The organism is Salinicola sp. V024 (assembly GCF_052645315.1).
This window is the reverse complement of sequence record NZ_JBQXYB010000003.1, coordinates 174,127-186,843: the sequence shown is the minus strand read 5'-3', so window position 1 is coordinate 186,843 and position 12,717 is coordinate 174,127. Positions and strand designations below refer to the sequence as shown.

Sequence of the window (12,717 nt, the reverse complement as noted above, 5' to 3'; positions counted from 1 at the left end):
GTTGCGAGGAGTTGGTTGCAATAGCGTTTTGCCTGTCGCAACATTCGCCATTAGTCCAAGTCAGAATTTGCATGATCGGAATGTCCATTATCGAAAGGAGCGTCATATGGCCCAACGGCGCGTCGAGGCCGTCGAGCGAGCACTGACTCTGCTCGAGGCGTTCTCCCAGGAGCGGCGAGAGTTTTCACTGACCGAGCTGGCCAATGCCACCGGGTTTTACAAGAGCACCATCCTGCGACTGATGTCGTCGCTGGAACACTTCGGCTATGTCACTCGTGACGAGCGCGGCATCTATCGGGTCGGTCCGGCGGTGTCGCGCCTGGCCCCGCTGGCGGGGGACGGGCCACAGCTCGAGAACCTGGTGCGGCCGATTCTGGAATCGTTGCGTGATGCCAGCGAGGAGACCGCCTCCTTCTATGTGCGTGACGGCGATCACCGCATCTGTCGGCTGCGCGAAAACGGTCGGCTGGAGGTGCGCCACCATCTCGAGGAAGGCGTAAGACTGCCGCTGGGGCGCGGCGCGGCAGGTCGGGTGCTCAATTACGAGACCCCGCGGGGCCAGGTCGCGGTATCGAGCGGCGAGCGCCAGGCCGGCCTGTCGGCGGCGGCGATCGGTATCTACAACGGCGAGGGCGAGTTGATGGGCGCCTTGGCGCTATCCGGTCCCAGCGAGCGGTTCACGACGGCGGTCAAGGATCGTCATACGCCTTTGCTGATCCAGTACGCACCCCGTCTCGAGCGGCAATGGCCTCGTGCACTACGTGCCAGCTGACGCTCGCTGCATCGCCAGTCCGTAAGAAAAGCCTACAAGACTCGACAGGAGCCGGCGGTGGTTCGAGAGAGCGCCAGAACAACGGCCGGCTCGCTGGCGAGCCGGCCGTTTTCGATTGCTGACCTTACTGGATCAGGCCGACCTCTCTGGAGATCGTTTCGATATCGGCGATCTGCTGGTGGACATAATCCTTGAAGGCATCACCACTGCGATCGAACGGAATCAACCCGTTCTGCTTCATGACATCCTTCCATTCCTGACTTTCATAGACCTTGTGCAGGGCATCTTCCCACCAGGCAACGTCTTCGTCGGAGAGCTTCGGTGGCAGGTAGAATCCGCGCCAGTTGATGCCCTCGACATCCACGCCCTGTTCCTTGGCAGTGGGGAATTCGCTGAGGGCGCCGGGCAGGCGGCCATCGGCGAGAACCGCCAGGACGCGTAGATCGCCGGATTCGACGAAGCCGAGAATTTCCGAGGCGTCGCCGGAGAAGGCGTTGATATGGCCGCCGACGACCTGCGTCATCGCCTCGCCGCCGCCGTCGAACGGCAGATACTTGATCTTGTTCAACGGTTTGATGCCGTCGGCGCGAGCCATCATCAAAACCTTGAGATGGTCCCATCCGCCGCTGGCGCTGCCGCCGGCGAAACTGACGCTGGAAGGCTTCTTCTCCATCGCGTCCAGCAGGTCCTCGAGGGTCTGGTAGGGTGAGTCCTTGCTTACCGCGATCACGCCGTAGTCGGCGCCGACGGTGCCGGCCCAGTTGACCATGTCGGCGTTCATGCCGGGGAACTGATGCTGGGCCAGGCGAGTGGTGGTCGAGGTAGACGCCGAAACGATGACGTCGTTCTGGCCGGCGCGCTTGGTCACCACGTGGGAGAACGCGACCCCACCGCTGGCCCCCGGCATGTTGGTGGTCTGGACGCTGCCGTCGATGGCGCCGATTTCACTCAGCACCTGCCCCACGCTGCGACAGGTGAAATCCCAGCCACCGCCGGGATTGGCGGGTGCGATACAGTCGATCTTCCCGCTCGGACCGGCCGCCTGGGCCGACAGGGACAGCGTTGCCAACGCGAGCGCGGCGCAGAGTGCGGATGGCTTCAAGGACAGCAATTTCATGGCGTCTCCATTATTCTCTTTTGTAGAACCTGTTTCGACAGTGAAAATTATTCCGGCGCGGGAACGGGGTCAATCTCGAAGCCCTCAATTGCGACTAAAGAATACTGTCAGAAGCTATAATGTTCTTTCAGGTAGAACTTTCTGGCTCAAGAGGCGTCCGTCGGTCACGGAGACGGCGAAGCGGGACAGGCGATAGTCGACGGCGAAAAAGGCGAGCCCAGGTTTTATCTCCGCGAAGGAAGCGTCAAACTAGCCCGGCGTGTAGCCGTGGTCGGAAGAGCTGGCGCTCGCTCGGTGTTTTGATGAGAACGCTGGGTCATCCTTTTTCAGCGAGACGGTGTTTTATGGCGTTACGACAATCGACCCGTATCAACAAGTACATCAGCGAAAGCGGGATGTGCTCTCGTCGGGAAGCCGATCGCTTCGTGGAGCAAGGCAACGTGTGGATCAACGGTCGCCGAGCGACGACCGGTGACCAGGTAGTGGCGGGGGATCGGGTCAAGGTCAACGGCCAGGATATCGAGCCTCAGGAAGAGGAGGATCTGATCCTGATCGCGCTGAACAAGCCGGTGGGCATCGTCAGCACCACCGAGTCCAGCGAGAAGGACAATATCGTCGAGTTCGTCAAGCACGGCGCGCGTATCTTCCCCATCGGCCGGCTCGACAAGGACTCCCAGGGGCTGATCTTCCTGACCAACAACGGCGATCTGGTCAACAAGATCCTGCGCGCCAACAATCATCACGAGAAAGAGTATCAGGTGACGGTCAACAAGCCGGTCACCGATGAGTTCGTCGACGGCATGCAACGTGGCGTGCCGATTCTGGGCAAGGTGACGAAGCGTTGTCAGGTACAGAAAGAATCGACGTTCGTGTTCACCATTACGCTGGTCCAGGGTCTCAACCGCCAGATACGCAGGATGTGTGAATACTTCGGCTACGAAGTCACTCAGCTGGTGCGTACCCGAATCATGAATGTCTCGCTCAAGGGCTTGGCGCTAGGGGACTGGCGGGATCTCACCCCGAAAGAGATCGACACCATTGTTGCGTTGACGGAAAGCTCCGAAACCGGGGCGGAGACAAAGAGACCTGCCAAGCCAAATCAGCGCTCCCGCTCGGGGGCAGGGAAGGCCCGAACCGGGGCCGGGGCTGGAACCAAATCCGGGGGCGGGGCTGGAACCAAGCCCGGGGCCAAGTCCGGAAACAGGCCCGGGTCCAAGTCCGGAGACAAGTCCACTACAGCCAAGCCACTGCCCAAGGGCAAGACGGCCGCGGGTGGCAAGGCGCGTTCCGGTCCCAAAGGCGGTGTGGCCGGAAAGCCTCACCCGAAGGCCAAGGCCTCCGGCGGCGGCAAGCCTGGTACAAAGCAAAAGGCAGGCGGCAAGCCCGTTGGTAAAGGTCGAGCGGGCAAGCCGGGCGGCCATGCCAAGGGTGCCCGGCCCAAAAAGCGTTAGCTGACAGCGTTGACGCCAGCCTTGGCGACCTGGACGTCCTGATCCGGCTTGACCCCTGAAACGCCGACGCTGCCGATCACGTGTCCCTCGTGAATCACCGGCACCCCACCAGCCAACAGTGCCGTCATCGGGGCGGTCACGAAGGCGGTACGGCCGTTGTTGATCATATCCTCGAAGACCTGGGTTTCCTTGCGCCCGGTCGCCGCGTTACGTGCCTTTTCGGTCGCCACGCCAGCGCTGAACGGCGCGGCGCCATTCATGCGGCGCAGGCCGAGCAGATGGCCGCCGTCATCGGCGACGGCGATGGTGACCGCCCAGCCCTGAGCTTCGGCTTCGGTCTGCGCGGCATCCAGAATGGCATTGACGTCGTTGAGTTCGAGTGCGGATTTAGTGAGCATCGGTCGTCCTTTCGAGAGAGTGCGTAGAGAGAGTACGTAGAGAGCGTACGCGTTGCGGGCTACCGAAAGCCGGTCGCCCTTGAGTCAGCTTGGCTTTGAATTAGTCCGCCCATGAATCAGTCCGTCCTTGAATCACTGGTCTCCAGGCATTCATCCACCAGTTCGATCCAGTGACGGACCGGTGTCCGACCGGCGCCGTTGAGATGGCTCTGGCAGCCGATATTGGCGGTGACGATGGTATCCGGCGCTTGCGCTTCCAGCGCGTCCAGCTTGTTGTCGCGCAGCCGCTTGGCCAACGTCGGTTGGGTGATCGAATAGGTCCCGGCGGAACCGCAGCAGAGATGACCATCCTGCACCGGCGCCAGCGCGAATCCCAGCCGTGTGAGTACGGTTTCGACGGCACCGCCCAGTTTCTGCGCATGCTGAAGCGTGCACGGGCAGTGAAACGCCAGCCGCGCTGCCGGATGCTGTTCTCCCAGCGCTTCCAGATCCTCTTCCCGCAGGATCTCGACCAGATCCTTGGCCAGCTCGCTGACACGTCTTGCCTTGGTGGCGTACTCGGGGTCGTCGGCCAGCATTTCCCCATACTCCTTGACGAAGGCGCCACAGCCGCTGGCGGTCTGGACGATCGCTTCCACGCTGGCGGTACCCGCTTCACCCGTGCTCTGGATCAGCGGCCACCAGGCATCGATATTGGCGCGCATGCGCTCGCGTCCGGCGTCCTGGGCATTGAGATGAAAATCGATGGCGCCACAGCAGCCGGCTTCCCGGGCCGGCTTGACGCCGATACCCAGTCGGTCGAGCACCCGTGCCGTGGCGTCGTTGGTGTTCGGCGCCAGTCCAGGCTGCACGCAGCCTTCCAGGATCAGCATCTGGCGGGCGTGGCGGGCAGGGTCGGGGCGTTGGTGGCGAAGAGGTTGCCGCGGCGGCTGGCGGGCCGGAATCTTGTCGCGCAGATCGTGCGGCGCCAGCGGGCGAAACGTCTGGCCCAGGGCCAGCAGGGCCTGGAAGCGTTTGGGTTCGACCAGCGCCGTGCGAAGGCCCAGGCGCAGGGCGCGCTCGCCGGGCCGGCGGCCGACCCGGCGGTCGATTTCGGCCCGGCCGATATCCAGCAGCTTGTGATATTCGACGCCGGAGGGACAGGTTGTCTCGCAGCTGCGACAGCTCAGGCAACGGTCCAGGTGCAACTGCGTCTCCTGGGTGACCTGTTCGTCGCCGTCTTCGCTTTCCAGCAGCTCCTTGATCAGGTAAATGCGCCCGCGCGGGCCGTCGCGCTCGTCACCCAGCAGTTGATAGGTCGGGCAGGTCGCGTTGCAGAAGCCACAGTGCACGCAGGTGCGCAGAATGCGATCGGCCTCGACGATATGCGGCTTCGCGCGGGCGGCTTCGGAGAAATGGGTCTGCATGGGGTAAAGGTCTCCTCACCACTCGGCGTAAAGCCGACCGGGGTTGAAAATCGTCTGGGGGTCGAGTCGGTCCTTGAGCTGGCGGTGATATTTGGCCAGGACCGGTGCCAGCGGCGTGAAAGGCGAATCGCCGCTGGCGCCGGGCGTGAATCGTGTGGCGTGACCGCCGGCGGCAATGGCGGCCTCGTGGATGTGGACGTCGGTGCGCGGGTCGTCCTCGAAACCGCTTCCCTCGGCACTTTTCAGCCAGCGCTGCGCGCCGCCCCAATCGACGAGCCAGTCGCCCTCGAGCGAAGGCGTACGGGCCAGCGCCGGCAGCGACAGACGCCACAGGGTCCGCTCGGCAACGGTATCGGCAGCGTCATCGACAGCGCCATCGAGAGCGTCATCGAAGAAGGGCAGCCGCTGCTCGCGTAGCTGCTCCCAGAACAGCGGCTCTTCCGGTTCACCGCCAAGGCGTTGACGCATGGCCGATACCGACCCTTCGCCGCCTTCAAGGCGTATATGCAGCGCTTCCCCATCGTGGGCGGCGCCGGTGATCGGCAAGGGTTCTCGACCCCAGGCCGTCAAACGCTCGAGCGCTTCGGCCAGCGGCAGTTCGAGTCGCAGACAGGCGTGCGCCTGGGGAATGGGAAGCACTTTGAACGAGACTTCGGTCAGCACGCCGAGCGTGCCCTGGGCGCCGACCATCAACCGCGAGAGATCGTAGCCGGCAACGTTCTTCATCACCTCGCCGCCGAATCGCAGCAGCTTGCCATCAAAGGTAATGACGCGAACGCCGAGCACGAAATCGCGTACGGCACCGACCCACGGGCGACGGGGGCCGGAAAGCCCGGCCGCGACCATGCCACCCACCGTGGCGTTGTCACCGAAGTGCGGCGGTTCGAAGGCAAGACGCTGGCCGTTGTCGGCGAGCACCCGTTCGAGATCGCGAAGCCGAGTGCCGGCGCGCACGGTCGCTACCAGCTCCACCGGATCGTAATGCACGATGCCGTGGTGGCCGGTGGTGGAGAGCGACTGCGCGGCATCGACCTGGCGACCGTAGAACGCCTTGGTGTCACCGCCGACGATTCGCAGCGTGGCTCGCTCGGCCTGGGCGCGCGCGACCTGCTCGCAGAGCGCCTCGCTATCGTCATTGCCCGCCAGCGCATCCGGCCCGGGTTCGTCCGCCGAGGTGTATTCCGGCCGCTGATCCTGCAGATGAGTCATGGGCGTGGTTCCTGTTTCTGAAGCGGCGTGGCGCTATGCCTCGTATCAGCGCTTAAAATCTGGGCAGCTCGGGATGCGGCAGCTCACCGTGATGCACGTGCATGGCACCGAATTCGGCGCAGCGGGCCAGCGTCGGAATGTTCTTGCCGGGATTGAGCAGCCGGCGCTCGTCGAAGGCGGACTTCACCGCATGAAACAGGGTGATCTCGTCGGCGGCGAACTGGGTGCACATCTGGTTGAGCTTTTCGCGGCCGACGCCGTGCTCGCCGGTAATGGTGCCGCCCGCCTCGACGCACAGCTCGAGAATCCTGCCGCCGAGTGCTTCCGTGGCTTCGAGCTCGCCCGGCTGATTGGCGTCGAACAGGATCAGCGGATGAAGATTGCCATCGCCGGCGTGGAAAACGTTGGCGACCCGCAGTCCGTAATGCGCGGAAAGTTCGTTGATGCCCTTGAGCACGCGCGGCAGTTCGCGCCGGGGAATGGTGCCGTCGATGCAGTAATAGTCCGGCGACATCCGGCCCACGGCGGGGAAGGCGGCCTTGCGTCCGGCCCAGAACAGCTGGCGTTCGGCATCGTCGCGGGCGAGCTGGATCTGGGTCGCGCCGGCAGCGTTGAGCAGCTCGCGAACCCGCTCGCAGTCGGCCTGCACGTCGACCTCGACGCCGTCCAGTTCGCACAGCAGGATCGCCTGAGCCTCGACCGGGTAGCCGGCGTGAACGAAATCCTCGGCGGCGCGAATCGCCAGGTTGTCCATCATCTCGAGTCCACCGGGAATGCAGCCGGCGGCGATGATGTCCCCGACTGCTCTGGCGGCCAGCTCGACGTCGTCGAAGCAGGCCATCAGCACCTTGGCCACTTCCGGCTTGGGCAATAGTCGCACCGTGACCTCGGTGATCACCCCGAGCATCCCCTCCGAGCCCATGAACAGCGCCAGCAGGTCGTAGCCGGGGGTGTCCAGCGACTCCCCGCCGAGGGTCATGCGCTCGCCCTCGATGGTGACGATCTCCACGCTCAACACGTTATGGACGGTGAGGCCGTACTTCAGGCAGTGCACGCCGCCGGCGTTCTCGGCGACGTTGCCGCCGATCGAACAGGCGATCTGCGACGACGGATCAGGCGCGTAGTAAAGCCCGTAGGGGGCGGCCGCCTCGCTGATCGCCAGGTTGCGCACGCCGGGCTGAACGCGGGCGATGCGGGCATCGGCATCGACGCTCAGGATCTTGTTGAAGCGAGACATCACCAGCAGCACGCCTTTTTCCAGCGGCAGCGCACCGCCGGAGAGGCCGGTACCGGCACCGCGTGTCACCACCGGCACGTGATGTTCGTAGCAGACCCGCATCAACGCCTCGACCTCGGCCAGCGTCGTGGGCATGGCCACCAGCATGGGCAGCACTCGATAGGCCGACAGCCCGTCGCATTCGAACGGGCGCAGATCTTCCTCGCGACCGAGCAGTGTCAACTGGGGGGCGACTGCCAGGATGGCCGCCATCAGCGCCGACTTGTCGACGTCGGCGATATCGCCATCGATGCGTTCGTCGTAAAGCAGTTCCATGACTTCTCCTGGAGCCGGTCGGCGGCAGGTACGGTTCGAAAGAATGGCGTTTGTGGAAGGGCTTTCCACATTGGCGATGCGATCATTCTGTGGAAGGCCGTCGTCGGGGGCTATTAGCCAAAAGCCCAACGAACGGATAAAGGGTCAGATCACGGGGCGATAAAGGTGTCGCGACGAGAGAGCGACTCCCGGCGGTGCCGGGAGTCGTGGGGAGCGGCGAGTCGGTGGCGATTCGCCGCCTTGTTCATTTTGGTTCTATCTGTACGCGGTCAGCCGCCCATGAGGGGGTCTTCAAAGCCGAACACGTAGAACGCCAGCAGCCCGATGGTCCCCGCGAACAGGCAGTAGTAGATCGTCGGCAGGATCGTCTTGCGCAGCGTCGTACCCTCGCGACCCAGCAGCCCGACGGTGGCCGAGGCCGCCACCACGTTGTGGATCGCGATCATGTTGCCGGCGGCGGCGCCCACCGCCTGCAGCGAGATCATCATCGCGGTGGAGACGCCGAGCACTTCGGCGACATTGAACTGGAACGCCGCCAGCATCAGATTGGAGACGGTGTTGGAGCCGGCAATGAACGCACCAAGCGCGCCGACTGCCGGGGCGAACAGCGGGTAGATCTGGCCCACGCCATCGGCGACCAGCTGGGCCATGGCGACAGGCATCGAGACCAGGTCGGACTCGTTGACACCGGAGTTGATCAGGATCCGCACCATCGGAATCGTGAACAGCAGCACGAAACCGGCGCCGAAGATGGTCTTGGAGGACTCGGCAAAAGCGGCCTTGACCTGCGGGGCGCGCATGCGATGGAGGAAGATCGTGCAGATGACGGCGATCAGGATGATGCCGCCGGGCAGATACAGCCACTCGACGCTACCGGAGACGCCCTGTTCGCCCAGAATGTTGCTCCAGCCGGTACTGATCGACGACAGCCCCGCCTTGACCGAGGGGATGGTGCGCGAGATCACCAGCAGGATGGCGACGATGACGTAGGGCATCCAGCCGCGAAGAGTCGACATCGGCGCGCGCCCGGCGACGTCGTCGACCTTGATCTCGATGGTGCCGATCCACTCTGCAGGCCATTTCGAGCGCTCCGGGAAGTCCCAGGTGTCCTTGGGCAGCAGGAAGCCCTTGCGCGCCGCCGGGACCACGATTGCGAGCCCGATCAGGCCGCCCAGCAGCGACGGGAATTCAGGCCCCAGAAATACGCCGACCAGCATCGAGGGCACCACGAAGCTGACGCCGACGAACAGCGCGAACGGCGTGATCGACAAGCCTTCGGTCCAGGAACGATTCTCGCCGAAGAAACGCACCATTACGATGACCAGAATCAGCGGCATGAACACCCCGATGATGCCGTGAGTAATGACGACTTCAGAGGTGATCAGGCGGAAATAGGTTTCCCAGGTCGAGCCGTTGGTGGTGAGCTGATCGGCAATCGCTACCTGATTCACGCCACCGGTGACACCGACCACGATCGGGGTGCCGACGGCGCCGAACGACACCGGCGTCGACTGCAGCATCATGCCGACGACCACGGCAGCCAGCGCCGGAAAGCCCAGCGCCACCATCAGCGGGGCGGCCACGGCGGCCGGCGTACCGAAGCCGGAAGCGCCCTCGATGAAGCAGCCGAACAGCCAGGCAACGATCAGCGCCTGGACGCGTCGATCAGGGCTGATCCCGGAGAAACCGTTGCGGATCGCCATGATGCCGCCCGAGTGTTTCAGCGTGTTGAGCAGCAGGATCGCGCCGAAGATGATCCACAGCAGCGATACGGTCATGATCAGCCCCTGCAGCGTCGAGGCCAGCACGCGAGTCCCGGTCATGTCCCAGGCCAGCAGGGCGATCAGTACCGCGACGACGAACACGATCGGCATCGCCGTACGCGCCGCCATGCGGAAGCCGATCAGCAGAACCCCCGCCAGCACCAGCGGCAGGAAGGCGAGCAGAGAGAGCAGCGTTTGATCCATATCGAAAGCCCCTGTGTCGTTATTATCAGCTTCGTTTATCGCCAGGATGGCATCGCCGAGCAGCGACGAAACGCTCGATCCGCTCCGGTAGCCGGCGCAGCGATTGACTCGGAAGATAACCACAGGCGGTCTCGCTGCCAATCGTGGTCATCGGGTCTGACCTTTAGGCGGAGAGACCCGCAAGCGCTTTCCAAGTCATTGATCGGTAAAGGGTTGGAAACCTGTTGCAGGGGTGGAAACGGGAGCGGTTGGCGTTGGCGTTGCGACTAATGGACATCGCCGCCTCACCGGGAGGGTGAGGCGGCGATGATGTCGAGGCAAGAAAGGGCTGGCGACGGGTTCCGGGGAAACAGCCCGGCGCCAGAGCCGTCAGCCGGTGGCGAGCACACCGGTCTCGGCTTCGACCTGCTCGGTGGACATCAACTCGAGCGTCACCGGAATCGACTTGCCGGCGATGGTGTTGCTCTGCCGATCCCGATTGGCCAGCGGAATCAGATCGTTGACTTCAGGATAGTAGGCGCCGAGACAGTTCTCCGGCAGGTCGTAGGCGATGATCTTGAAGCCCGAGACCTGACGTTCAATGCCGTCGTGGCTCACCGCTCTCAAGGTGACCCGGTTGCCGGCTTCGAAACCGTGCTTCTCGATGTCGGCGGGGTTCATCATCAGCACCATGCGGGTGCCGTAGATATCCCGATAGCGGTCGTCATAGGAGTAGACCGTGGTATTGAACTGATCGTGCCCGCGGATCGACAGCAGCTGAAAATGGGCCGCGCCCGGTTCGGACGCATCTTCGGTGAGATGGTCGTCGGGAAACAGGAAGTTGGCCTTGCCGGAGTCGGTGTTCCAGATCCGATCGCGGGCGGCGATATCAAGATGAAATACACCCTTCGCTGCCAGACGTTGATTGAAATCGTAAAAGGTGTCCGGCTGCGTCGCCTCGATCTTGTCGCGGATGCGCGCGTAATCCTCGGCAAGCCACTCCCAGTCGACCTTGGCGTTGGGCGCCAAGGTCGCCTTGCCGAGCCCGGCGACGATGGCGATCTCCGAGCGCAGATGCTCTGACGCCGGCTCCAGCGCGCCCTTGGAGCCCTGCACGTTGCACATGCCGTCTTCGATGGTGATGGTCTGCTCGACACCGGCCTGAACGTCCTTCTCGGTACGCGCCAGTGCCGGCAGCAGATAGGCCGCCTTGCCGTGAATCAGATGGCTGCGATTGAGCTTGGTGGCGATCTGGACGGTGAGCGGTATGTCGCCGACATGGGCGGCGACGCGGGCCTGATCGGCGATCGCGCGGAAGAAGTTGCCGCCCATGCCGAGAAACGCATCGACTTCGTCACGCAGGATCGCCTCGCAGCAGAGCGACACGTCGTGACCGTGCTCGCGCAGACATTCGATCCCGAACACCTCGTCCATCTTCGACAGGAACGCCTCGCCGGACTTGTGGAAGATCCCCACGGTGCGATCGCCCTGGACGTTGGAGTGGCCGCGAACCGGGCAGGCGCCGGCGCCACGCCGACCGATATGACCGCCCATCAGCAGCAGATTGAGAATCTGGTGGACGTTATCGCCGCCGCGAATGTGCTGGGTGATGCCCATGCCCCAGCAGCAGATCACGCGCCCGGCCCGCATCCAGGCGCGGGCGGCTTCCTCGATCGCCGCCCGTTCGAGACCGCTGTGACGCTCGATGCGCTCCCAGGGCAGGCTACGGCAATGGTCGGCAAACGCGCTGAAGCCGTCGGTATGCATCGCGATGAAGTCGTGATCGATGACACCCTTGGCGCCGCTGGCCAGCGCCTCTTCGTCAACCTCGACGATGTGCTTGCACATACCCTGGATCGCGGCGATATCGCCGCCGATGCGCACCTGATGATACTGGGAGCTGATCGGCACGCCGTGGTTGGTCAGCATGTCCTTGGGCGTCTGCGGATTGGCGAACTTGACCAGCGCCCGTTCGCGCAGCGGGTTGAAGGTGATGACCTCGGCGCCGCGCAGTCGTGCCTCGTGCAGCAGCCCCATCATTCGCGGGCTGTTGGTGCCGGCATTCTGGCCGAACAGGAAGATGCAGTCGGTATGTTCGAAATCGTCCAGTACCGTGGTCGCCTTGCCGACCCCGATGCTCTGGGGCAGCGCCACCGTGGTGGTCTCGTGGCACATGTTGGAGCAATCGGGAAAGTTGTGCGTGCCGAGCATGCGACCGTACAGCTGCCATAGGAACGCCGCCTCGTTGGAGGTGCGACCCGAGGTGTAGAGTTCGACGCGTTTGGGGTCGAAGGACTTCACCCGCTCGCCGATCTCGCGAAAGGCGGTCTCCCAGTCGATCGGATCGTACTTGTCGGTCGCCGGGTTGTAGCGCAGCGGATGCGTCAGCCGGCCCTGTTTCTCCAGGGCGTGATCCGACCAGCCGTGCAGCTCGGAAACGGTGTGCTTGGCGAAGAATTCCGGCGTGGTCCGCGCGGCCGTTGCCTCCCAGGCGACCGCCTTGGCGCCGTTTTCGCAGAACTCCGCCGGGCCGGGTTTTTCCGGATTGGGCCAGGCGCAGCTGGGGCATTCGAAGCCACCCTCGGGGTGGTTGATCTTGAACATCAGCCCGTTGCCCTTGAACGGCACCTTCTCGCGCAGGAAATGCGATTCGGTGGCCTGAATCGACTGCCAGCCGCCGCCCGGCGCATCGTGTTTGCCCTGCTTGCCATGCAACTCGTCGTCCTTGAGTCGGCGTACCATGATCTACTCCTTCGTGACCGATCTGAGGTGGTAAACCCGCCGTGCTCCTGTCTGAAAAGTCCTGCCTGAAAAGGTGACTCGCAGGCTCACGGTATGACTGCTATCCGTAACAGTATGGCAACGA

Annotated in this window: 9 protein-coding genes; 2 read left to right on the top strand and 7 right to left on the bottom strand. The window is 63.6% G+C overall.

What is annotated here, in order from left to right:
* The first annotated feature begins 106 nt into the window (after positions 1-106).
* Positions 107-772 carry an IclR family transcriptional regulator gene (locus ACUN9V_RS06730; protein ID WP_075561041.1) on the top strand — a complete coding sequence of 222 codons (666 nt, stop codon included), beginning with the start codon at positions 107-109 and terminating at the stop codon, positions 770-772.
* A gap of 124 nt (positions 773-896) precedes the next feature.
* On the opposite strand, the gene ACUN9V_RS06725 is transcribed toward ACUN9V_RS06730, so the two are convergent.
* Complete coding sequence (locus ACUN9V_RS06725) at positions 897-1,889, bottom strand: Bug family tripartite tricarboxylate transporter substrate binding protein (protein WP_445510814.1); 993 nt, start codon at positions 1,887-1,889, stop codon at positions 897-899.
* Between the two features lie 344 nt (positions 1,890-2,233).
* On the opposite strand from ACUN9V_RS06725, the gene rluF reads away from it, so the two are divergent.
* Positions 2,234-3,340, top strand: coding sequence for a 23S rRNA pseudouridine(2604) synthase RluF (gene rluF / locus ACUN9V_RS06720; protein WP_445510813.1), 1,107 nt, complete (start codon positions 2,234-2,236; stop codon positions 3,338-3,340).
* On the opposite strand, the gene ACUN9V_RS06715 is transcribed toward rluF, so the two are convergent.
* From ACUN9V_RS06715 to ACUN9V_RS06690, 6 genes are all read right to left on the bottom strand, one after another.
* Entirely contained in the window at positions 3,337-3,738 is a 402-nt protein-coding gene (locus tag ACUN9V_RS06715) for a GlcG/HbpS family heme-binding protein (protein WP_445510812.1), read from the bottom strand. The two genes, rluF and ACUN9V_RS06715, sit on opposite strands and share 4 nt — an antisense overlap.
* Before the next feature lie 116 nt (positions 3,739-3,854).
* Positions 3,855-5,144: a glycolate oxidase subunit GlcF gene (gene glcF / locus ACUN9V_RS06710; RefSeq protein ID WP_445510811.1), complete on the bottom strand. Its 1,290-nt coding sequence runs from the start codon at positions 5,142-5,144 to the stop codon at positions 3,855-3,857.
* Between the two features lie 15 nt (positions 5,145-5,159).
* Positions 5,160-6,353 (bottom strand): glycolate oxidase subunit GlcE, encoded by a 1,194-nt coding sequence (glcE, locus tag ACUN9V_RS06705; protein ID WP_445510810.1) that lies wholly within the window; start codon positions 6,351-6,353, stop codon positions 5,160-5,162.
* A gap of 52 nt (positions 6,354-6,405) precedes the next feature.
* Positions 6,406-7,905: a glycolate oxidase subunit GlcD gene (gene glcD / locus ACUN9V_RS06700; RefSeq protein ID WP_445510809.1), complete on the bottom strand. Its 1,500-nt coding sequence runs from the start codon at positions 7,903-7,905 to the stop codon at positions 6,406-6,408.
* Positions 7,906-8,174: 269 nt separating this feature from the next.
* On the bottom strand, positions 8,175-9,872 hold the full coding sequence (locus ACUN9V_RS06695) for an L-lactate permease (RefSeq protein WP_075561151.1): 1,698 nt from the start codon (positions 9,870-9,872) through the stop codon (positions 8,175-8,177).
* Between the two features lie 369 nt (positions 9,873-10,241).
* Positions 10,242-12,593 carry an FdhF/YdeP family oxidoreductase gene (locus ACUN9V_RS06690; protein WP_445510808.1) on the bottom strand — a complete coding sequence of 784 codons (2,352 nt, stop codon included), beginning with the start codon at positions 12,591-12,593 and terminating at the stop codon, positions 10,242-10,244.
* Between the last annotated feature and the right edge of the window lie 124 nt (positions 12,594-12,717).

Excerpts from the sequence above, each read along its gene's own strand:
- glcE (WP_445510810.1), bottom strand. The coding sequence starts at position 6,353 with ATGACTCATCTGCAGGATCAGCGGCCGGAATACACCTCGGCGGACGAA.
- rluF (WP_445510813.1), top strand. The coding sequence starts at position 2,234 with ATGGCGTTACGACAATCGACCCGTATCAACAAGTACATCAGCGAAAGC.
- glcF (WP_445510811.1), bottom strand. The coding sequence starts at position 5,144 with ATGCAGACCCATTTCTCCGAAGCCGCCCGCGCGAAGCCGCATATCGTC.
- glcD (WP_445510809.1), bottom strand. The coding sequence starts at position 7,905 with ATGGAACTGCTTTACGACGAACGCATCGATGGCGATATCGCCGACGTC.
- ACUN9V_RS06695 (WP_075561151.1), bottom strand. The coding sequence starts at position 9,872 with ATGGATCAAACGCTGCTCTCTCTGCTCGCCTTCCTGCCGCTGGTGCTG.
- ACUN9V_RS06715 (WP_445510812.1), bottom strand. The coding sequence starts at position 3,738 with ATGCTCACTAAATCCGCACTCGAACTCAACGACGTCAATGCCATTCTG.
- ACUN9V_RS06725 (WP_445510814.1), bottom strand. The coding sequence starts at position 1,889 with ATGAAATTGCTGTCCTTGAAGCCATCCGCACTCTGCGCCGCGCTCGCG.
- ACUN9V_RS06730 (WP_075561041.1), top strand. The coding sequence starts at position 107 with ATGGCCCAACGGCGCGTCGAGGCCGTCGAGCGAGCACTGACTCTGCTC.
- ACUN9V_RS06690 (WP_445510808.1), bottom strand. The coding sequence starts at position 12,593 with ATGGTACGCCGACTCAAGGACGACGAGTTGCATGGCAAGCAGGGCAAA.